Source organism: Streptomyces sp. NPDC048825 (assembly GCF_043198355.1).
Taxonomy (GTDB): Bacteria; Actinomycetota; Actinomycetes; order Streptomycetales; family Streptomycetaceae; genus Streptomyces; species Streptomyces xiangluensis.
In genome coordinates this window covers 235,991-257,656 of sequence record NZ_JBICUR010000001.1, presented here as the reverse complement: position 1 = coordinate 257,656, position 21,666 = coordinate 235,991, and the positions used below count along the sequence as shown (strand labels likewise).

At 67.7% G+C, this 21,666-nt stretch carries 22 protein-coding genes; all 22 read left to right on the top strand.

Going from position 1 to position 21,666, the window contains the following annotated elements:
* Window positions 1–3: 3 nt before the first annotated feature.
* The 22 genes from ACGFNK_RS01150 (at window position 4) to ACGFNK_RS01045 (ending at window position 21,591) form a co-directional block, all read left to right on the top strand.
* Window positions 4–4,821, top strand: coding sequence for a phage tail tape measure protein (locus ACGFNK_RS01150; protein WP_393410692.1), 4,818 nt, complete (start codon window positions 4–6; stop codon window positions 4,819–4,821).
* Window positions 4,821–5,717 (top strand): phage distal tail protein, encoded by an 897-nt coding sequence (locus ACGFNK_RS01145; protein ID WP_393410690.1) that lies wholly within the window; start codon window positions 4,821–4,823, stop codon window positions 5,715–5,717. Before ACGFNK_RS01150 ends, ACGFNK_RS01145 begins: the two co-directional genes overlap by 1 nt.
* A 114-nt stretch (window positions 5,718–5,831) precedes the next feature.
* Complete coding sequence (locus tag ACGFNK_RS01140) at window positions 5,832–6,662, top strand: hypothetical protein (protein ID WP_393410688.1); 831 nt, start codon at window positions 5,832–5,834, stop codon at window positions 6,660–6,662.
* Window positions 6,663–6,719: 57 nt separating this feature from the next.
* Entirely contained in the window at window positions 6,720–7,823 is a 1,104-nt protein-coding gene (locus tag ACGFNK_RS01135) for a hypothetical protein (RefSeq protein ID WP_393410686.1), read from the top strand.
* Window positions 7,820–10,135 carry a hypothetical protein gene (locus ACGFNK_RS01130; protein ID WP_393410684.1) on the top strand — a complete coding sequence of 772 codons (2,316 nt, stop codon included), beginning with the start codon at window positions 7,820–7,822 and terminating at the stop codon, window positions 10,133–10,135. Before ACGFNK_RS01135 ends, ACGFNK_RS01130 begins: the two co-directional genes overlap by 4 nt.
* Entirely contained in the window at window positions 10,135–10,317 is a 183-nt protein-coding gene (locus tag ACGFNK_RS01125) for a hypothetical protein (protein ID WP_393410682.1), read from the top strand. The genes ACGFNK_RS01130 and ACGFNK_RS01125 overlap by 1 nt, the downstream gene beginning before the upstream one ends.
* A gap of 182 nt (window positions 10,318–10,499) precedes the next feature.
* Window positions 10,500–10,772, top strand: coding sequence for a hypothetical protein (locus ACGFNK_RS01120; RefSeq protein WP_393410680.1), 273 nt, complete (start codon window positions 10,500–10,502; stop codon window positions 10,770–10,772).
* A gap of 59 nt (window positions 10,773–10,831) precedes the next feature.
* Entirely contained in the window at window positions 10,832–11,677 is an 846-nt protein-coding gene (locus tag ACGFNK_RS01115; protein ID WP_393410678.1) for a peptidoglycan-binding protein, read from the top strand.
* A 31-nt stretch (window positions 11,678–11,708) separates the two neighbouring features.
* Complete coding sequence (locus ACGFNK_RS01110; RefSeq protein WP_393410676.1) at window positions 11,709–11,963, top strand: hypothetical protein; 255 nt, start codon at window positions 11,709–11,711, stop codon at window positions 11,961–11,963.
* A gap of 179 nt (window positions 11,964–12,142) precedes the next feature.
* Window positions 12,143–12,730, top strand: a complete 588-nt coding sequence (locus tag ACGFNK_RS01105) for a hypothetical protein (protein ID WP_393410674.1) — start codon at window positions 12,143–12,145, stop codon at window positions 12,728–12,730.
* Window positions 12,731–12,946: 216 nt separating this feature from the next.
* Window positions 12,947–13,291, top strand: a complete 345-nt coding sequence (locus ACGFNK_RS01100) for a hypothetical protein (protein ID WP_393410672.1) — start codon at window positions 12,947–12,949, stop codon at window positions 13,289–13,291.
* A gap of 25 nt (window positions 13,292–13,316) precedes the next feature.
* Entirely contained in the window at window positions 13,317–14,408 is a 1,092-nt protein-coding gene (locus tag ACGFNK_RS01095) for an AAA family ATPase (protein WP_393410670.1), read from the top strand.
* A gap of 31 nt (window positions 14,409–14,439) precedes the next feature.
* A complete protein-coding gene (locus ACGFNK_RS01090; protein ID WP_393410668.1) occupies window positions 14,440–15,570 on the top strand; it encodes a PD-(D/E)XK nuclease family protein in 1,131 nt (376 codons plus the stop codon).
* 89 nt (window positions 15,571–15,659) lie between these two features.
* Entirely contained in the window at window positions 15,660–16,640 is a 981-nt protein-coding gene (locus ACGFNK_RS01085) for a helix-turn-helix domain-containing protein (protein WP_393410666.1), read from the top strand.
* Between the two features lie 104 nt (window positions 16,641–16,744).
* On the top strand, window positions 16,745–17,194 hold the full coding sequence (locus ACGFNK_RS01080; protein WP_393410664.1) for a hypothetical protein: 450 nt from the start codon (window positions 16,745–16,747) through the stop codon (window positions 17,192–17,194).
* An 82-nt stretch (window positions 17,195–17,276) separates the two neighbouring features.
* Window positions 17,277–17,927, top strand: a complete 651-nt coding sequence (locus ACGFNK_RS01075; RefSeq protein WP_393410662.1) for a hypothetical protein — start codon at window positions 17,277–17,279, stop codon at window positions 17,925–17,927.
* 214 nt (window positions 17,928–18,141) lie between these two features.
* Window positions 18,142–18,297: a hypothetical protein gene (locus ACGFNK_RS01070; RefSeq protein ID WP_393410660.1), complete on the top strand. Its 156-nt coding sequence runs from the start codon at window positions 18,142–18,144 to the stop codon at window positions 18,295–18,297.
* Between the two features lie 44 nt (window positions 18,298–18,341).
* Window positions 18,342–18,839 carry a hypothetical protein gene (locus ACGFNK_RS01065; RefSeq protein WP_393410658.1) on the top strand — a complete coding sequence of 166 codons (498 nt, stop codon included), beginning with the start codon at window positions 18,342–18,344 and terminating at the stop codon, window positions 18,837–18,839.
* A 74-nt stretch (window positions 18,840–18,913) separates the two neighbouring features.
* Window positions 18,914–20,416: a DNA cytosine methyltransferase gene (locus ACGFNK_RS01060; RefSeq protein WP_393410656.1), complete on the top strand. Its 1,503-nt coding sequence runs from the start codon at window positions 18,914–18,916 to the stop codon at window positions 20,414–20,416.
* Window positions 20,413–20,868 (top strand): hypothetical protein, encoded by a 456-nt coding sequence (locus ACGFNK_RS01055; RefSeq protein ID WP_393410654.1) that lies wholly within the window; start codon window positions 20,413–20,415, stop codon window positions 20,866–20,868. The genes ACGFNK_RS01060 and ACGFNK_RS01055 overlap by 4 nt, the downstream gene beginning before the upstream one ends.
* A 19-nt stretch (window positions 20,869–20,887) precedes the next feature.
* Window positions 20,888–21,157, top strand: a complete 270-nt coding sequence (locus ACGFNK_RS01050; RefSeq protein ID WP_393410653.1) for a hypothetical protein — start codon at window positions 20,888–20,890, stop codon at window positions 21,155–21,157.
* Window positions 21,154–21,591 (top strand): hypothetical protein, encoded by a 438-nt coding sequence (locus ACGFNK_RS01045; protein ID WP_393410651.1) that lies wholly within the window; start codon window positions 21,154–21,156, stop codon window positions 21,589–21,591. The genes ACGFNK_RS01050 and ACGFNK_RS01045 overlap by 4 nt, the downstream gene beginning before the upstream one ends.
* Window positions 21,592–21,666: the final 75 nt, after the last annotated feature.

Sequence of the window (21,666 nt, the reverse complement as noted above, 5' to 3'; positions counted from 1 at the left end):
CACGTGGCCAGCGCCTACAACCTCTACGTCAACCTCATCGCCAACTACGGCGCGCTCACGTCCGGGTTGCGGCAGTCAGCCGGACAACTGCGGTCGTTCGACGGGCAGCTCGCTGCCGTCGGCAACCGGATGGGCACGGTGCAGGCCGCGACCCAGCGGCTTGCCCGTGCCCAAGCCGAGGCGTCCGCGCAGATGGTGCGCTCGCAGTCGCAGGTGACCCGAGCGACGCAGCAAGCTGCGCAGGCTCAGCAACAGGTCACCCGCATCCAGCGCGCCCAGCAACTCGCCACGACGCTCACGGCCCGCGCCCAGACGGCGCAGGCCACCGCCACCACCAGCGCGGCTGCCGCGCAGGCGACCGCCGCGCGTACGGCCGCCGCAGCGCAGGCCGCGCAGGCGCGTGGTGCTGCGAACGCTGGACAACTCGCTGAGCGCGCCGCGCGGGCACAGGCCATCGCCGACCGGTACGCGCAGGGCACCGCAGCTTCCCAGCTGCGTGCGGCCTCCGCCGCCGGAGCCGCGACTCGCGCCAACCAGCTCGCGGCGCGCGCGTCGACCGGTCTCGCCGATGCCGAAAGCCGGGCCCGCTCTGCGGTCGCCATGCGCGACGAAGCCCAGAGGACCGCCGCCCGGACCGCGCAGGCATCCGCCGCTCGGGTGGCCCGAGCGCAGGGCGAAGTCATCACCGCGATGAACACCCGCGCCAAGTCGCTTGCGCAGACAGGCCTCGTCCTCGGTGCTGCGCTAGGTGTGGGAGTGGCCGAAGCCATCGCACTGGAGCGGGCGATGGCCAACGTGATGACGATCTCCCAGCAGATCACGGGAGACAACATCGCGGTCTTCACCGATCAGATCGTCGAGTTGAGCACGCAGCTGCCGCAGACCGCCGAGCAACTCGCCGACGGCCTTTACCAGATCGTCTCCACCGGCTTCGACGGTGCCGAGGCCATGGACATCCTCCAGGTCGCGGCGCAGGGCGCGGCGGCAGGTCTCACCACCACCGAGACCAGCGCCCGCGCCCTGCTCGGCGTCCTGAAGGCGTACGGGCTGGAGGCAAAGGACGCCAGCGACGTCATGGACGTGATGTTCCAGACGGTGAACCTGGGCGTCATCTCGTACGAGGAACTCGCGCAGCAGCTCGGCGACGTCGTCCCCATGGCCGCGGCGGCAGGCGTCGAGTTCGACGACCTGTCGAGCGCCTTGGCCGCGATCACGCTGGCGGGCATCCCGGCCGCCGAGAGCGCCACGGCCCTCAACATGCTCATGACCCGACTGATGAAGCCGACCAAGGAACTGCGGCAGGAAATCAGGGGCCTGGGCTACGAGTCGACCGCGTCCGCCGTCGAACAGGACGGCCTGTACGTAGTGGTCAACAAGCTGAACCGGGCCGCCGGAGGCACCGCCGAGAACCTGGCGAACATGTGGAGGGACATCCGCGCCACCCGGGCCGCCCTCGCCCTGGCGGCAGCGGACGGCGCGAACTACGCCGACACCTACGCGGGGATCGCGAACGAGGTCGAGCGAGCCGGAGCCACGCAGAAGGCGTACGCGATCCAGATGGACACCACCGCGGGCCAGTGGCAGCTGTTCGCCAACCAAGCCCGCGCGCTCGGCATCGACTTGGGTCGGGCGCTGCTGCCGGCGTTGAAGGAGATCGGCGGCGCCCTCAACGTCTTCGCGGGCGCGATCAACGATCTTCCGGGGTCTGTCAAGAGCTTCGCCGGAGCCTTGTTGGCGGTGTCGGTGGCGAGTCTCCTGGTAGGCGCAGGGATCACCAAGGTCAACGCGCAGCTTCTCGCGTTCCGCACGGCGCTCGCCGCGACCCGCGCCGGCGGCGCGGTCATGCCGACGGCCATGGCCGGGGCCGGGCTCGCCGTGTCGGGCCTGACCGCGCTGCTCGCTGTCGGCACGATCGGCTATGCCGCGTACACGGCGTCCAAGCAGCAGGCGAAGCAGGCCACCGAGGAACTGGTCAGTGCACTCAAGTCCGAGCGTGAGGAAGGCGAGTCCGGCGCTGGACTTCGGACTCTCACCGAGCAGCTGACGAACTCCGATGACGCGGGGAAGCTGAAGCAGGTCGGCGTCGACATTGAGGACGCCATCGACGCCGTCACCAGCGGCGGGCGAAAGCTGTCCGAACTGCGCCGACGTATCCGCAACGAGGGGTCGTTCGCGGTCACCGACCCCAGCGGAAGCCTCGGCTACGCCGTGTCGGTCGAAGCCGAAGACGCGGTCGAAGTGCTCGACAAGCAGCACAAGGTCTGGTCGGGCGCCGTGAAGAAGGAAGCCGAGCTCGCTCGGCAGATGGACATCATCGAGTCCAAGATCAAGCAGTCGCGGGCGGGCATCGCTGCGGCCTGGAACCTCGACATGATGCTGCCGCTCGACAAGAACGGGGCCCCTCAGTACACGAAGGAGATGGAGGCCCTGGCGAAGGCCGTCGGCGACGTCGTCGACCCGGCCCGCGCCTTCAAGGACGCCCAGTCCGAGGCCGCTGAGTCCATGCGGAAGGCGGGCAAGAGCGCCGACGACGCGAAGGTCAGCCTGCGCGACTACATGCGCGAGCTGCGTGAACAGGCCAAGGCACAACGGGACTTCCAGAACAACCTGTCCGAGCTGGGGCTGGCCGGATACTCGCCCCTCGTCGACCACTTCGCCGAACTCGGCGTTGATGCCGCGCCCATGCTCGCGGAACTCGTCAAGCAGCTGAAGAAGGGCAGGACGCAGGTCGCCGACGAGATGCAGGGCATCGTCGAGGAGGACGCCCGCCGCTCGACGGAGGCGTACCGGGTGGGTCTGGAGCAGCTGCCCGCGATCGCCGCGAAGTACGGCGAGAAGACCGCGCGGGCCTGGGCGCGGGCCTCCGAAACCAACGACCCGGCCCAGTTCAAGGCGGTCACCGAGCAGATGGCGCTGCAGGACTTCGGCGGGGCGATTCGCAGGTCCAGCCGGGACGCCCGTGACGAGTTCGCGCGCGGCATGGACCTGATCAACCAGGTGGCCCGTAAGCGCGGCCGGGACGCCGCCAACGCCCTGCGAGACGCCCTCCTCTCCGGCAACGTCGACAAGGTCATGGACGAGCTGTCGGCGACTTGGGGCGCCGACAAGCCCATCGAGGGGCCTGACCTCTCCAGGGTCGTCGGCGCGTTTAAGACGGCAGGTTCGCAGGCGAACTCCGAATGGTCTGGGATGCTCTCCCTGATCGCGGCCGTCGCGAAGACGAAGGGTAGCGAGGCCGCCACAGCCCTCACCTCCGCTCTGCTGTCCGGCGACATGGGCGCCGTGGAGGCGCAGCTCAACGCCATCGGGGTGTCCGTCCAGAACATCCCGGGCCACAAGTCCGTCACCGTCAGCGTCACCGCCAACCAACCGCCCCCGATCGTCGTGCCCCTCTTTATCAAGCGGCAAGCCACGTCCTGGGACCGCGACGCCAACGGTGTTCCCGACTTGATCCAGGCGCCAAGGGCACAGGCCAACGGCTCGGTGCTGGAGTTCTACGCCAACGGTGGTGTGCGCAAGGAAGAGCACGTCGCCCAGATCGCCCCGGCCGGGAGCATGCGGATCTGGGCGGAGCAGGAGACGGGCGGGGAGGCGTACGTACCCCTGGCGGGGTCGAAGCGGCATCGCAGCAAGGCGATCGTCGGGGAGGTCATCCGGCGCTTCGGCGGACAGGTGGAGTGGTACGCCGACGGAGGCCTGACCGACTGGTCGTACAGCACGCCCGAGCTATTCAGCCTGTCCGGAATCGCGAGCGACTCGAGGGACAAGAAGGACCGCTTCAGCCTGTCCAAGTTCGCCAAGATCCTCCACAAGTCCGTGTCCGTGGCCCGCCGTTGGCGGCGCGACCTCGACACGGTCGCTCGGCGCGCCGGCCGGGACGTTGCCGACGCTCTCGCCGAGATGGGTGAGGACGGCATCGACCTGACCCACAAGATGGCGACCGGCAGCTCCAAGTACGTCAGGGCGATGGCGAAGGACCTGGAGGCGCTTGCCGCAACGGCCAAGGTGTCCCTGTCCTCGTACACCAGCCAGCTGAAGGCCGCGGTCAAGGATCAGCAGACCTTCGAGAAGAACATCACCAAGCTCGCCGCCATGGGCTACACCGACCTCGCCCGGATGCTCAGCGAGCAGGGCGACCAGGACGCGGAAGACCTGGCCGCCCAGGCAGTGAAGTCGCCGAAGGCGGCGAAGAACGCCAACACCGCGGCGAAGTCGGCGGGCACGACAATGTCGGACGAGGAGCTGGCCGACCTCGTGAAGATCATCGGTGCCATCAAGTCGTCGAAGACGGGCATTCATGCCGTCGCCGAGGCGACCGAGATGGACGAGGACCACATCATCGACGTCGCCAGCGCGGGCAAGTCCCGTATCAAGAGCGCCCTCGGCAAGAAGGCCGACAAGTTTCTGTCCGACCTGGCGAAGGCGAACAAGCACCTGGCGTACGCGAACGGCGGCATCCTCACACCCGGCATCTACGCCACGTCGAACGGAATCGTGAAGTTCGCCGAACCGGAGACCGCAGGCGAGGCCTTCGTCCCGCTCGGCGCCGACAAGCGCGGATCGGCGACCGCCGTCCTCAGCGACGTGGCGCAGCGGTTCGGCTACGTCCTCACTCCCAAGGGGGTCACCGGACCGGCTCGCCTCGTCGACGCCAAGCCGACGAACGCCGTCCAGGTGGTCGTCGTACGAGAGCAGCCCGCGGCGCTCGTCGGCTCCATGCCAGTGACCGTCAACGGCACAGCCGACGCGAAGGCAGCGGATCGCGTCGGTACGGAAATCATGCGGCGGCTGCGGAACGCCCAGCGAGGAGGCCGTATCTGATGGCGACGATCAGCCAGGACTGGCAGGTCGACTTCGCGGGCGTCCTCATGGGCCCCGGGACGCCGTACCCGATCAGCGAAATAGCCGGACTTGGCACACCCGAAGTCCGGGCGCAGGACGTCGACTTGCCCACGGAGGACGGCGCCTTCCCCGGCGTGGACTACTACAGCCCTCGCACCGTGGCGATCGAGGCCGGTATCCGTACGCCGGGCGACCCGCGGGCCGCCGCGGACGCGCTCGCCGCCCTGGACCGGGCCGCGTCAGACCCAGCCGCACGGAAGACAGCCGGAGCCTTGCAGACACTGCGGCTGCGCTGGCCAGGCCGCGACGGCACGAAGCGGCTGTACGGCAGGGTCCGCCGAGTGGAAGCCATATCCATGGCGCAGGCCATCTACGGCTGGATCCCCGTGACCTTGGAGTTCGCAGCCACCGACCCGCGATGGCACGGAGAGCCCGAACAGCAGATCACCCTGCCTCTCTCCTTCACCGGAGGGACCGGCTTCAAGGCCCCTGTGACAGCTCCGATCACCACCGGCGTGGCAGACCCGACCGACCGCAAGGGCTGGGTCACCAACGCCGGTGACCTACCCGCCTGGCCCTCCTTGAAGATCAAGGGACCGGTGGTGAACCCCCGCATCTGGATCACAGAGACGGGGCGGGTCCTCGACCTCTCGCTGACCCTCGGCAACAACGACACCCTCCAGATCGACACACGCCCCGGTACGCGTTGGGTCCTGCGCAACGGCGGCAACGCCGCTTATGGCCTGTCCGCCGCATCCCGCCTGGACTTGTTCCAGATCCCGCCCGGAAGCAGTGAAGTCCGGTGGACCGGCGCGGACTACACCAACTCCACCCGCCTGACGGTGTCATGGCGCGACGCCTACACCGCCCTGTAAAGAGAGCACCAGCCGATGGCACTGATTCAGCCGCCCATGCTGACCCATGGCGGAACCCACCCCGCGCGGGCTTTCAGGATGATGGTCCGCGACCTCGCGCGCGGCAATAAGGGCGTGACCGAAGGGAATGACCTGAAGGTCAGAGAGTTGTCCACTCCCGGCTCCGGCGTCCGTGTCGGCGACGGCTCCGCTGTCGTGACGGGCGCCGCGTGGGGCCAGGGTTCCTACACCCAGTACAACGTGGGCGACGCGATCGTGCCGATCGCCCCGACCGGCTCCTCGGCCCGATCCGACCTGATCTGCCTGCGTGTCGAGGACCCCGAGTACGAAGGGAACCGGAACCCCGCCGCCGACGACATCGGCTACTTCCACGTCGTATCCGGAGTCTCCGCCACGACGAACACGGTCCCGTCCGGCATGACGGCGATCCCGCTGGCCCGACTCAGCATCCCGGCGAACACGGCCACGATCACCAACGCCATGATCACGGACCTGCGGAAGATAGCGAACCCGCGCCGTGAGCGGACGCTGCACACCGCCTACCCCAGTTCACTGAGTCGGCTCGTCGCGCAGAACGGCAAGTGGTACGACTGGCCGGCCGCCGCCCGTTGGAAGGTGTCGATCCCCACCTGGGCGACCAGTGCGAAGCTAGTTGTGACCCTCGCGGGCCTGCGACTGTCGGAAGCCGACGTGTTCGCCTACATGCAGACCGTCTTGGGCACCGACTACGGGCAGACCACATCCATCGACGACGACCAGGGCAGCAACGTCCGCCGCAGCACAGTCGTTCTCGCCGACACCATCACCCTTTCTGCGGCGCTGCGCGGGACCACTCAGGACCTGCACGTACGTACCCAGCCATCCAAGGCCGAATGGGGCAACCTCGGCGTCGATGCGGCGACCTCCCTGATCGCCGATATCGAGTTCACCGAAGGCGTCCTCTGACACGACACCGACAGCACCACCACATCATGGCGCGGGGGAGAAGCAGGAACGCGCCCGATGGCGTCGCCGTCGTACCGCTATCTCACCACCGATGCGCTCACCAACAAGGTCCTGGCCTGGGATCTGCCGCTGACTGGAGTCGAGTTCGGGCCCGCACTGTCCGCGACCGGCAGCCTCACTGGAGCGGTCGAACCCCGTCTCGCCCATCTGGTCCGCTCCCAGCTCGACCCCGGCAACACCAAGATCTACGCCGAGCGCGATGGACGGCTGTTGTGGGGCGGGCTGATCTGGAGAGCTGACCCCGAGGGCCAGCAGCTGAACATCGAGGCTTCCGGCTGGGGCTCCTACCCATACCGGCGCTACGACCTCCACGGCCAGCTCAACGCGCGCGGCCCCTACACCTACGCGGATCCGTGCAAGGTCATTCGCGACGTGTGGGCGTACTGCCAGGAAACGCCGGACGGCCGGCTCGGCATCCAGGTCGACGACACCGCCTCCAAGGTCACCGTCGGCACTCCGGAGGATCCCTACCGGATCGACTGGTGGGACACGCCCTCGCTCGGCGATGTCATCGGGGACATGGTCGCTGTCGAAGGCGGCCCGGAGTGGACCGAGGAAGCCGCCTGGCAGAACGGCGTGCCGCAGGGCCGCGTCCGTATCGGCTGGCCCCGTCTCGGCCGCCGCCGCACGGACATCCACTTCGAGTCCGGCGTGAACATCATCAAGGCCGTCCCTGTCGAGTACGACGCCGACAACCTCGCCCAGGTCGTTATCGCCCTCGGCGCCGGCGAAGGCCGCAACCGGCGCCGCGCCGTGGACGCCGTGCGCGACGGACGGCTACGCCTGGAACACCTCCTCGAGGTACCGGAGGAGAAGGCCAACGACCGCTTGGCCGCACGCGCTCGCACCGAACGCATCTCCCGCCAAGTCATCGGTGAGATCACTGAGATCACCGTCCGCGATCACCCCTCTGCACGCATCGGCTCCTGGCAGATCGGCGACGACGTACGGGCCCGGGTCCACGACCAGTGGACCGACTTCGACGCCTGGTGCCGCATCGTCGGCTGGCAGATCCGGCCGGCGTCCGGCGGCGATCCGGAGCAGGCCGTCATCCAACTCCAGCGCGCGGACCGCTTCACCTACGGGGGAGGCACCGCGTGAGCAGCGACATCGCACGCCTGGCTGCCCGCGTCGCCGCCCTGGAGCGGCAGCTTGCCCGCACTACCCGCACCGCACGCATGGCGTACTCGTCGATCGAGGACGGCGCGATCGAGGTCTACGACCGCGACGGCAACCTGCGCGGCAGCATCGGCCTCCAAGACGACGACACCGTCGGCTTCATCGCCCACAACGGGCCGCCGCCTCCAACCCCCACGGCGCCCCTGGTCGAGGCCGCCCTGTCCGGACTCACGGTGACCTGGTCTGGGGCATGGACAGACGCCGAGGCCGCACCCCTGGATCTGGCCGAAGTCCAGGCCCACATCTCGACAACCCCTAACGCCGAGCCGGACACGAGCCGCCCCGTGGCCGCGTTCCACACGGCAGTCGGCGGCAGTATCACCATCGCGACCGGCACGTACGACGCGGTGTGGGTACGGCTGGTAGCCGTCAACACCTCTGGCACGGTCGGAGAGCCTTCGGCTGCCGTCCAGGGGCAGGCCCGAAAGGCAGTACCGGACGACCTCGTCAGCGGGATCATCGGCGAGACCAAGCTGGCGCGCGGCGCGGTGACCGATGCGGCGCTCGCGCTCGGGGCAGTTAACTCCACTGCCCTCGCCGATGGCGCGGTGCTCGCCGAGAAGCTCGCTGCCAACTCCGTGACCCTGGGCAAGCTCGCGAGCGGCTCGGTCACTGGGCCTGCGCTCGCCGCCGATTCGGTGATCGCCGGAAAGATCGCCGCTGATGCCGTCACGGGCCGGGAGATCGCCGCGAACTCGGTCACGGCCTCCGAGATTGCGGCCGGATCGGTCACCGCGGACAAGCTGACCATCGTCGGCGGCGCGAACATCCTCGCCGACCCCAGCTTCGAGGGCGCCGTCACCGCGGCGCTCGTGAGCACCGTGTCGTACGCCAGCCAGGACAAGACCTTCGGCAGCGGCTCGGCCGCCTCCCTGAAGATCGACGCAACGTCGGCCACCGCCGTCTACCGCGACGTCCCGATCGCGGTGATCCCCGTCAGCGTCGGTGACCAGCTCTACATCGCCTACGACTACTACGTGTCCACCGACTGGGTGGGCGCCTCCATCAACATGCACGTCCGATGGGAAAACGCTGCCGGCACGATCATCGGCTACAGCGTGCTGGGTACCAACTCCCCGGTCCGCGGAGCATGGACGCGGATCGCCGGAACGGTGACGGCTCCGGCCGGCTCGTCCCGCGGCCACCTCCGCGCCCAGTCCGCCCAGGCCACTGCGGGCGCCGTCTGGTGGGACAACGCCGCACTGCGGCCGGTCGTCCCCGGGGTACAGATCGTCGACGGCGCGATCACCGCGCCCAAGATCCTGGCCGGAGCGGTCACCACCGACAAGCTGATCGCATTGGCGGTCACGGCCGAGAAGATCGCATCACTCGCTGTCACCACCGACAAGCTCGACGCCCTGTCGGTCACGGCCGACAAGCTCGCCGTCAACAGCGTCACGGCCACCAAGATCGCCGCGGGTGTCATTGATGCCACGCACATCAAGGCCGGAGCCATCACCGCGGAGAAGCTGGACGCCGACGCGATCAACGGAAAGACGATCACCGGCGCGACCATTCGGACCGCCGCGAGCGGAGGCCGGATCGTTATGGACTCCGCGCGGCTCACCGCCTACGGGGCAGGCGCACAGAAGATCGTCCTTGACCCGAACAATGACTCGCCGTTCCTCTATTTCACGTCCGATGACGGCACCAACTTTGCGTATCTCCAGGTCACAGGGACCGGATCGGCCGCCAAGTTCTTCATCAACAGCGGCAAGTTCACCGACTCCACCGACGGCAAAACCTACCGCTGGCGGACCTTCCAGGGGGAAGACCTGTGGGTCGCCGAACGGGTCGAGGACGGGACAACCACGAGCTCAGGTGGCCGTCTTCAGCTGTCCAAAAGCGCGGTGGTTCTCAAGGCCGGGGGTACCACGCCGAGTTCGGACAGCCGTCTTCAACTAACCGAGGACACAGCGGTTCTGACGGCCGACCGGGTCACGCTCACCGCACCAGCCGTCCGCGCCGCCGGTGTCTTTCGCGCCGACAACATCAGCATGGGCTCCGTCACCATCACGCCGGTTCCCGATACCCCGACCTCGGTCACGCTCAGCGGCGGAGCGGTCAAGGGAACCACCTTCCGGGCCTGGGCCACCCCCATGACGGCCGCGCCGGGCACCCAGGTCAAGGGCGTTTCAGTCTCGTCGGTGTCGTCGGCCGGACTCACCATCTGGCTGACCCGCTCGAACAACTTCGCAACCATCGTCAACTGGCAGCTCATTGGAGAGGACTAATGGAAGAAGAGCTGATCCCCGTGCACATGGTGGCCACCTGCCACACCGAGGGATGCCGCGCGGAAGGAGTCCCGTTCCACGGCGAGTACTACCCCAACGCCGTGCGGCCCACCTACCGCGGCGTCTGCATGCCATGCGGCCAGCCGATCACCGACCTTGTCCCTGCGGACGTCGCGGGCTGACCTATGCGTGTGGGGCGAAGAGCGTGACGAAAGGCTCGGCCCTTGGTGTCCCGTAGCATGGAGGGACGGCGCGGGGCCGGACCAGGCGAGGAGCCGTCGTGACCCTGCCGCCAGGGGGCGAGCCCACCTTGTGGGAGTTGCACCGTGCTATGGCCCAGCTGCGTGCTGACCAGCGAGAGGGCATGGCCCAGCTGCGCGACGACCTTCGTGGCGACCTTGCATCGCTGGCGGCGCGACTGGATCACGTCGTCACAGAGGACGTCTACCTGGCCGACCAGCGAGCGGTCACCCAGCGACTGGACACCCTCGAACGAGATCTGACGGTGGTAAGCCGCGGTCGCGAGGAAGATCAGGCCCGACAAATCGCCACCCGCCGGTGGGTGATCTCTGCGTTCGTCGCACCGCCCGCGATCTACGTGTTCCAGCTGTGGGCCATGTCGCGCGGCGGCCCGTAACCACAGCAGTCGTACATCCAGCATCGAGAAAGGCGCGGGGGAGAAGCAGGACGCGCCTCATGCCCGACCTCTGGCTGCCTGGAGCCGAGCGGCACCCGCTCGGCGACACCGCACCCACCGATACCCAGTACGACCCTCGCGTGATCTGGCACATCACCTGGGACAAGAACGGCACCGCCGCCAAGCCCGTCGACCTCGTACCGTTCGACCAGCTCGTCAGGTACTTCACAGGCGGTGGCAGCGGCGCTGCGCCGCACCTGCTGTGGGACCCCTTCACAGGTAGGACCGCTCAGTTCTATCCGGCGAACAGCCGGTCCAAGTCGGTCGCCGATGCCGCAGGCGGCACTCGTACCAACCGCACCGGGAAGGTGTGCCTCCAGGTCGAGACACTGTTCTTCCCCTACTGCCGCGTGAACGGGAAGGCGTACGCAACCGTCCGGGACACGCCAGCCAAGGGTCTCAACAAGATCCTTTCCTGGGCGAGGAGTTGGGGAGTGCCCGACACCTGGCCGACGGGCGCCCCGACCTGGAAGGCGAACCGCAACGAGCACACCTGGGAGACCCGCGGCGGGCACTATGGTCACGGCCAGGTGCCCGAGAACCAGCACACGGACCCCGGTCCGATGCCGAAGTGGCCCGCCACAGGGGCGACGCCCAAGCCGGGGCCGCCGACGTTCCCCGGCCGGAGCGCCTTCGGCCCCGGCAAGTCGAACGCATCGATCCTCCTGCTGGGCCAGCAGCTCGTCCGCAAGGGCTTCGGCAAGCACTACCGCGTCGGCCCGTCCCGCGACTGGGGCGAGGCGGACCGCCTCAACGTCGCTGACTTCCAGCGCGCCCAGAAGTGGACCGGCTCCGACGCCGACGGCTACCCCGGCCCGGAGACCTGGCGCCGACTCTTCGCCTGAGCCCTCTCTTCAGCCCAAGGAGCACATTCCAATGAACCTCTACGCCTCGCTGCTGCGTACCGGCGTCCCGGCCGCGGTCGGCTGGCTCGTTGCGGTAGGTCTTCGCTATGGCCTCTACCTCGACGAGACAGCCGTCACCGGAGTCCTGACCCCGATCGCCACGTTCACCTACTACGGCCTATTCCGCCTGGCCGAGGAGTATGTATCGCCTCGGTTCGGCTGGCTGCTCGGCTACGCCCGTCCGCCGAAGTACGAGAGCACGCCGCTCACACTGCCGCGCACCTGACCCGCGATGGGTGACGTTGAGTCGCCCGCGAGCCAGCATGGAAGAAGGCCCCCGCCACGGCGGGGGCCTTCGACCTCTTGGAGGCACCCACCCTAGCAACCATCTGAGGGGGTGCGACTCCTCTTCCGCCCTCCGGTTACAATCTATATGCACACGGAATGTAATCAGGAGGCGATGGAGTGGCAAGCGAGGAGAGGCCGGCGGCGAGGAAGCCGTATCTGGTCGGCGGGGCCGAGTTCGCGGCCCTCTATGACGTGAAGCGGCTCCAGGTCAGCCAGTGGATCAGCCGGGACCACACCCTCGACTACCGGTACGCGAAGATCATCAGCGGCTCGCCGTACTGGCTCCTGCAGTTCGCCAGGCAGTTCGGGGAGACCACGCCGCGCCCGCGGCAGCTCAACGAGACCGAACTTGCGCGCCTGGTCAAAGAGCAGTCGCCCGGTTACTGGGTCGGTGAGGTTGAACAGCTGCCTCCGCTGGCGGGGCAGGCCGAGCTGGTGGCCCTGTTTCAGTTGCCGTCCGGCGCGCTGCTGCGCAAGGCGATGGGTACGGGCCGGCTCCGTCCTGCCGATTACACGCTGTCCGGATCGCCGATCTGGCTCCTGGAGCCGGTCGTTGAAGATGCCCCCGCGCTACAGGCCGGTGCGCGTGGGGTGGAGTGGGCGATCAACGAGAAGGTCCTGGCAGCCCTGCGTGACGGCAGCTATGACGGGCCTGGAGCCAGGATCGTGCCGCGCGGCAGGGCTGCGGGCAAGTCCACCAAATAAGCCCAGGTCAGGAGCATTTGTGTCTTGATTCCACCCCTAATTGCATATAGAATAGAAGTGCACCGAGAGGGTGCGTTTCTATTCGCTTGGGGGTGTTCGTGCAGCAATCTCGGGGGCCGCCGAGGGGGCTCGATGGTGTTGCCGATCGACATTCTCTCCGCCCGGAGATAGATTCCAACACTTCAGCATGAGTGTTCTATCTCTGAGGGGGGAGTCTTGCTGATCGAACAGCCGCCGTTGTTCGGCACCATCCAGCCCGTCCGCCACCCCGCCGACGTCGGCAACCTGACCATCCAGCAGCGATTCGAGGCGTTCCACACCCTCAACCCCTGGGTTCTCAGGGCGCTGACCCGGATGACCGCCGACTGCGCCGCGAAGGGGTTCAGCCGCATCGGCATCGGGATGCTCTTCGAGCTTCTGCGCTACCAGTACGGCGCGGCGACCCGAGGCGACGAGTTCGCGCTGAACAACGACTACCGCTCCCGGTACGTACGGCTCCTGCTGGCCGAACACCCGGAGTGGACACCCCTCTTCGAGGTCCGGGCCCTGCGCACGGACTGACCACACGACCTCTTGGAGCCAGATCGTGAACGCACCAGCGGGCGCCGCAAAGCCGCCCGCCGTGAAGCTCAAAACCCGCAAGCCGACGGGGATCGTCCCATGGCCCCTCCTGCTCATCGAGGGCGAGGAAGGCGCAGGCAAGACCTACTCGGCCGCACAGTTCTCCACCAGCGACCGCATCGGGCAGATGTACTGGATCGACCTCGATGAGGGATCGGCCGACGAGTACGCGGCCATCGAGGGCGCCGACTACTTGATCATCGAGCACGACGGCACTTACCGAGACATCCTCGAACAGGTTGACGCCGTGCACGCCGAAGCCAGACGCGTGGCATCTGCGGGAGAACCTCCGGTCGTCCTGACCATCGACTCGGGATCCGCCCTGTGGCGGATGCTCACCAACTGGACCTACGAGCGAGGCCGCCGGACCAGGAAGAACCGGGCTCTGCTCCAGGAGGACCCCGACGCCGCGTACGACATCGGCCGGAATCTGTGGAATGACGCCACAGAGCGGTGGAACAGGATCATCTACCTGCTGCGCACACTGCCCGGCATCGCCATCGTCCTGGCCCGCGGCAAGCAGGTCAGCGCGACCGACGACAACGGCCAGCCGATTCAGGGCAAGAGCGAGTGGAAGGTGTCGGCCCAGAAGGACTTGGGATTCGACTCCTCGTGCTGGGTGCGCATGAAGCGCAACGCCGACCCTCAGGTCATCAAAGTCCGGTCGCTGCGGATGCGCGTTGAGCACAAGAAACCGCTGACGCTCCGGGACTTCAGCATCGAGGACCTGGTCTTCAACAGGCTGGGCTGCTCCGTCGACTCCCAGCCGCGCATCATGCCCGCGCTCGCCGGCGACCTCGTGCAGCCCTGGCTCACCCGCATCGCCGAACAGCAGGACAAGAAGCAACTCGAGGCGCTGTGGCGCGCCGTCCCGGATCCGGCGAATCGCCTCAGCCATGACGAGATCCTCACCGTCCGGGCCGCCGCCGAGCAGAGAGCCGCCGAGCTCGAAAGCCCGCGACAGGAGATGGGGGAGGGGCCGCTGTCCGACGCCGACAAGCTCCGTGCCGCCGCTCAGCGCAAGGCAGCCGAGCAGGACGCGGACGCCGAGCAGTGACCGGCCCACTCTCACTTCTTGGAGAACTCCTATGTCTGTAGCCACCATCGTTGACGGCGTGGCGCCCTCCATCTGGGATGCCGCGCATTACGTGGACGCCCGCCGTCCCCGCTCTCGTCAGACCCAGCTCGGGGCGTCCGACACGGTGTGCGGCCGACGCGCCGCCTACATCCTGCACGGCGTCACGCCGACCGATCACCCCGACAAGCGGGCCGCGATCCTCGGCACCTTCATTCACTACGGGCTGCTGGACTCGGCACGCACGGAGTACGGATGGCTGGTGGAGCGCAGCGTCCAGGACGACCTGATTCGGGGACACGTCGACGTCGTACAGCTCGACGCGGCGACCGCCGCTCGCCTGCCCGCCCGTCACAGACCGGTGATACCCGCCGACGTGCTCACTGTGGAGGACGTGAAGACCAAGTCCACGTACCTCTGGGACCGCGTTCTTCGCTACGGCGCCACCGCCGCCGAGCTGCGACAGGTCCACCTGTACGCGGGCGCGCTGTTCGAGGTCGGGTTCGAGAACATCCCCGGCCAGCGGTACCTGTCCCGGCTGGGGCCGCTGAACATCGGTCGCATCCGCTTCCGCTTCATCAACCGTGACTCCGGCGCCGAGCACGTCCAGGAGATCGACTTCGACCCCCAGCGCGCGGCAGAGGCCCAGTGGTGGGTGGAGCGCGTGCGCGAGACCGGCAGCCCTGAGGAGATGCCCCGCGACTTCAACGGCCCCGGTCTGGACGCCATTTGCGACTACTGCCCGTTCCGGTCCCTGTGCTGGCCTGGAACGGCTCCGGGCATACCCGAGCAGACGGCGCTCATCCACAACGACGCCGACCGCGAGCAGGCGCTCATCGACTACGTGAAGGGACACGAGCTCGCCAGCGAGGGGGACAGGATCAAGAAGTTCGCGCGCAAGAAGCTGGACCAGTCCCCGGAGGGGGTCTACGGCCCCAACAGGCTGTCCTGGCGCGGAGGCAACGATGCGGAGAAGGATGACGTGGAGGCGATGGTCGACCTTCACGAGCTCGCCAACATTCCGGTCCCGATGACGCCGGACGTCGACCGCATGGTCAAGAACCTCAAGGCCGCGGGACTGGCGATCCCACGGCGGAAGACCGGCAAGAAGACACCCGCGGTCATCAACATCGCGCCAGCCTGACCTGACCTCATGAGCCCCCAGCCCCGCCCGGAATCGACCGGGCGGGGCACCCCGTCCTGCCGCCGTGCTTGTACCGCCCAAGGGGAACCGTGTCCATCCAACTGATGATCGCTGCGGCGTACTTGCCGCCTGACGTGCTCAGCCAGAGCCAGAAGCTCGCCCTCATGAAGATCGCGGACAGCGCCGACGACGAGACGCGCCTCGCACGGCCCGGCCTGACCCGGCTCGCGGCCTGGGTCGGCGTGACCGACAAGCGCGCCATCACCATCGTCACCGAGCTGATCGCCAAAGGGCTCGTCGAGCGCGTGGAGACCGGCAAGGCGGGACGCACCGCGGTCTACCGGGTCTTCCCTCTCGGAGTACCGCCCACGCCGACCACGCCGGAACTCAAGGCTCGTCTGGAGGCCCGCAAGGCCGCTCCGAAGAACGCCAACAAGGCCCGTCCTGGAGTGACGCGTTCGGCTCCCGCAAAGCCTGCCATGACGTATCAGGACGTCGAAGCCCGTGAGGCCGACCGCCAGAAGAAGGCTGCATCGTCGCAGGAGGAGGCTGGGTTCCACGCGGGGAACCCGGGGGAGGAGACAGGGTTCCACAGGGGAAACCCTGATGGGCAGGACGATCGGGTTCCACCGGTGGAACCCGGTGAGTTTCACGGGGGGAACCCAGTGGGTTCCAGCGGTGAAACCCCTTCCTTTCCTGGTTCTTCCTCTGTCCTTCCTTTCCCCCCTACCCCCACGGCTGACGCCGCAGGGGAGCCCGCGTCCGCTCCGGCAGACGACTCCGCCTCCGAGCGCGGGCAGCCGATGAGGGGCTGTACGAGACACCGAGGGCGCCCTGCCGCCTCCTGCCGTGGGTGCGGCACCAATCCGCGAGCCGGGCGCCGGAGGGAACAGGAGGAGGCCAGGGCGGAGGAACGCCGGGCGGACGGGCGCTTCTGGGATGAGTGGTACGAGGACGCGGCCAAGCGCCTCCAGCGGGTCGAGGAGCGCCCGGAGGCGATCGAAGAAGCGCGTAGAGCTGCACGTGAGGCCGTCCGGGCGCGGAAGGGCGGCAGCCAGCGAAAAACTTAGGCCTCCGAAAGAAAAATTCACCAGGAATCTGGACATGCCCGGTATTGCATATAGAATAGAACCACGAAGAGGGGGAGGGGCCCCCTCTGGATCGGAAGGACGACATGGACTACCTGCCCATCCTTCGTCGCGGCCACAAGGGCGCGCTCGTACTCGACAGCGCCAGCACCGCACGCGAGCAGATCCACCGACTCGCCGACCTCTACCGTCAAGACCCCGAAGGCGTCGGCGACATGCTCATCCAGATCGCCGACCTCAGGGACCTGGCCGAGTGCGAGCGTCACCTCGGTGGGCTCGGGCATGCCGAGCCGGTGCGGGACGGGATCGTCGGCGAACTCCTCAACGACATCGGCGGCGCGGAGATCCACCTCGACCACCGTGGAACCCACCGCGCCCTCATGCAGGCCCGCGACCTCGCCCACCAGGCGCTGGACATCGCCGAGGCGGCCCACCGGCGCGCCGACGAGCTGACCGTCCAAACCGCCCTCGCCCGACAGGTGCGAGAGGAGCGGCGTAAGCCCACCCGCCTGGTGGTCGTCACGCGCTGGGAGTGAGCGCATCAAGGCGCATCAATCCCTCTCAAGATAGATCCCAACTCTGTACTGTTTCGACACAAGACCTCTTGGAGAGAACACCGTGAGCACCGAACTCGCTCGAATGGCCCCGATGCCCAAGCACAACCTGACCGGCGACCCGCTGTGGCGGACGCTGTGGAACGCGTACGAGCCGGTCATCACCGCCCTGCGCCGCATCCCGCTCGTGACCAACGTCGAGTCCGGGAACATGTTTGCCATCACCGCCCAGCTCACCGACGGCTCGTATCTGTGGATCTCCTCGGTCGAGGATCTGCCCATCGACCCGAGCGCGCTGGAGGGCTTCCTTGTCAAGCGCGTTCACGACGACAACCCCACCGTCGACGAGGTGATCTACGACTCCACCCAAGACGGGCAGCAGTCCAACCACGGCAACAACGTCGTCCCCCTCATCCAGGCCATCGCCGCATTCGTCACCGAACGCAGCCTCGCGCCGACGTTCGTCGACCTGGTCTCCGTCCAGATCTCGGGCGTAACCGGGCAGCACACGACCCTCAGCAAGCCCTACGCGGGACCGTTCGACGACCAGCGCGAAGCGGTCAAACAGTACGGCTACGCCACCCACGAACTCATAGAGAACGGGTGGGTCTGCATCCACGAACAGGGCGGCACCGAATGGCCGCTCACCTTTTGGGTCCGCAACGGGGAAGTCGCCACCGTCTACCTCGCCTACATCGGCTGCACCCCCGCCTGATGGACGGCGCAGGAGAAGCCCCGGCGAGCATGCCCGAGGAGTCGGGCCAGGCTCGGTGCCACTGCGTCATCGCCCACGCGCAGAACGACGCTGAGCGGGCCACGGCCCAGACCGCACTGGACAACGCGCTGGCGGCAAACGATGCCCGCGGGGTGCTGGTGGCCTGCCTTCAGCTCATGCAGCCGTGTCCCGCCCGTAGCCGAGGAGCAGCGCGATGACCGTCATGTACGCGCTGCTCGCACTCGCCCTCGGTGTCGGCGCCGGCCTCACCGTGATCGTCATCGAAGAAGTGCGCTGGGAGGCCCGCAGACGGCTCCCGCGCTGCCCGACCTGCGGCGAACACCACCACCGCCACGCCGCCCACCGCTGACCACGCTGCCCGGCCCGACTTCGGGCCGGGCAGCGGAAGACCTCTTGGAGAAACACCCCGTGGGATACGACATCTACATCCAGACCCCCAACGGCAGACTCGCCGAAGGGGAGGAGAACTACTTCCGCTTCGAGCTCGTCCCCAGGCTGCGCGCGTTGGACACGATGAGCCACTTCGGGATGCTCACCGACCTGCCCTACCCGTCCATCCCGCTTCCGTCCGCCTACGGGCTGACGGAGATGGACCTCGAGCCCGGCGTGAAGCACGACCTGAACATCACCAACCGCATCGCCGAATACACGAGCGTGTACCGCGCCGTCATGGACGCCGCAGAGCCCGAACCCACAGGCATTCCCAAATACAAGCTCGCGTACAACGACGGCTCCCTTGTGACGGTCACCGAGATCACCGCAGCCCTCAGCGCCTACGAGGCCCACCCGAGCGTGGCCATCGCCGAAGTGCCCATCGGCGACCCGACATGGCGGCACTGGATCGCCTTCCTCCGCCGAGCCAAGGATCACGGCGGCTTGCGCGCCTACTGAGCCCGACAGATGCCCGGCCCCGCGCGGTGGGGCCGGGCTCCCCCGAGACGTGTTGGAGAAGCACTACCACCACCATGGCCACAATCATTGATCTGCTCTGCGGAGCCGGAGGCAGCAGCACCGGCCTCGTCGAAGCCGGACACGAACTGATCCTCGGAATCAACCACTGGCAGTTGGCGATCGACACGCACTCCGCCAACCACCCCAATGCCGAGCACGCGACCATCGACATCTCCGGCTTCCCGATGCGCTACCTCCCCAACGCCGATGTCCTGTGGGCGAGCGTCATCTGCACCGAGATCAGCCCCGCGGGCGGACGGCGCCGCGAGACCAACCAGATGGACTTGCTCGACATGCTCGCGGAGGGCGAAGAAGAAGAGTGGGAGGCCCTGACCAAGGACGCTTTCGAGCGCACGCGGGTCACCGGCTGGTGCGTCGTGCGCGCGGCCGAGGCGAAGAAGTTCAAGGCGATCGTCGTTGAGAACGTCGTCGAGTTCGGGCTGGACTGGCTGCTGTTCCCCGTCTGGCTCGATGCCCTGGACAAGCTCGGTTACCAGTACCAGATCGTGTGCGTCAGCAGCGCGCACGTTGGCGACGACGTGAACCTCCGTGCTCCGCAGTGGCGTGACCGGATGTACGTGGTCTTCACGCTGAAGACGATGCGCAAGCCGGACCTGGCGCCCCGGCCGCTGGCACCATGCGTCGACTGCGGCGAGGACGTGCACGCCGTGCAGTCGTGGAACGTCGAGGGTGTCCACATCGGGAAGTACCGGCGCGACTACATCTACCGTTGCCCCAACACCCGTTGCCATCACGCCATGGTCGAGCCGTACGTACGACCAGCCAGCGACATCATCAACTGGGACGACCTCGGAACGCGGATCGGCGACCGCAAGAAGCCTCTTGTGCCGACCACCATGGACCGCATCCATGCCGGCCTGCTCAAGTTCCCGTATCGCCCCAGCTGCATCACCCTCAACCACGGCAAGGACGGCGGAGACCGTGCGTTCGCCGTAGAGGACCGCCCGCTTCCCGTCCGTACGGTCAAGCAGGGCGACGCGCTCCTGGTGCCAACCGGCGGTTCATGGAATACCGCAGCCGTCCCCGTCGACGTGCCGCTGCGCACCCGTACGACCCGCGAGAGCGAAGCCCTCCTGACGGTTGACCCGTTCATCGTCGAGTTCCGCAACCACGCCACCGCCAGTCCCGCGAGCGACCCGCTCGCGGTCGTTACCGCCCAGGGCAACCACCACGGCCTGGTGACCCACGCCGGCACCATGCCCGACCGGGCGCGCAACACCCTCGTCGTGCCGTACCGCAAGTCAGCGGTGAAGACGGCCGCCGAACCCGTCCACACCCTCACCACTCGCGACTCGGCCGCGCTGGTGCGCAGCGCCCCGAACATCGAGGACTGCTACTTCCGGATGCTCAAGCCCCGCGAACAGCTCGAAGGGCAGCGGTTCCCCGCAAAGTACGTCGTCTACGGCAACCAAGCCGAACAGACGATGCAGGCAGGCAATGCCGTCTCGGTCAACGTCGCCCGGTGGATAGGCCAGAGATTGGAGGCCGTCCTGTGACCGGATCGAGGAGCGCCCCGCCGGGTACGCATGTCACTGGCCATGCCCCGTGTTTCGGCGACGAGGACTTCGCCGTCGCCGACGACCGGTGGAAGACCGGCACCGACCTGGTCGAAATCTGCGAACCAGCCCTCTATGTCTGCGGCGGCTGCCCCTACCGGGCCGCCTGCATCCGGCAAGTCGCCCCGGCCAAAAGCGAGTTCACCGGCATCTGCGGCGGTCGGATCTGGCTCAACGGCGTGATCGTCCACGAGCTGCCGGACGCCGACCCCAGCGAGCTGCCGGCCCCGGTCATCCGCAAGTCGTGCGGCACAGCCGCCGGATCGCGCGCTCACCGAAGGGCCGTGGAGCAGCAGTGCCCCCGGTGCCTGCCCTACTACCGCCCCGGACCGAACCCGCTGGATGCGGAAGACCAGGGCACGCAGCAGCTCGAACTCCCCGACGTCCCCTGACCAACCGAGAGGAATCACAGTGCAGCAACTGACCGCAATATGCACCGGCACGCCGGACGGCCACCGGCTTCGAGTTCTGTCCGAGGACCACGACAGCGACCTGTTGGACGTCACCTTCGACTGGGACCGCTTCCGCCCGGCCAGCGCCGGTCACCGGCTGATCGAGCACGGCTACATGATTCGACCCGACGCCCGAACTCCAGATGCGGTGAACGGCTGGCGAGAGGTACCGGGCCAGCCCGGTACCTGGTCCGTGCCGGTCATGCCGACGAACGGGGAAGTCCTGTGACACATCCGGAGATCACCGAGCGCCTTGTCGAAGCGGTCGGCCACTGGACGGATGGGCGCCCGGACGAGGCCCAACAGGTCCTCGCGGATCTGGCGCGGACCGGGACACCCTCGCTGATGTACGGCGTCGCTATGGGGCTCGCGGTAATGGCGAAGGCCGCACTCGTCAAGATGCACAGACTCGATGGCGAAACGGCGTCGTGGTGTATACGGACCCCCGACGGCAGCAGCCCCGAGGACAGCGTCCCTCCACCGCACCTGTTCGCAGCCCGTTTCATCACCGCGTTCGCCAACGGGGATACCGAGACCACGCTCGCCCTCTACGGGGCCGCATTCACTGCGCCCGATCCCGAACTGTGGCCCGCCTGCATGCAGATGCTCCTGGCGGCAACCGGTGAGGCAGTGCGCGCGGCCACGCCGGGGGCCGACCGGTGACCAACTCCGCTACCTACTCGGCCGATGGGATGCGCCACGACGTCACCGACCCTGCGACGTGGAGCGTCCGTGTCT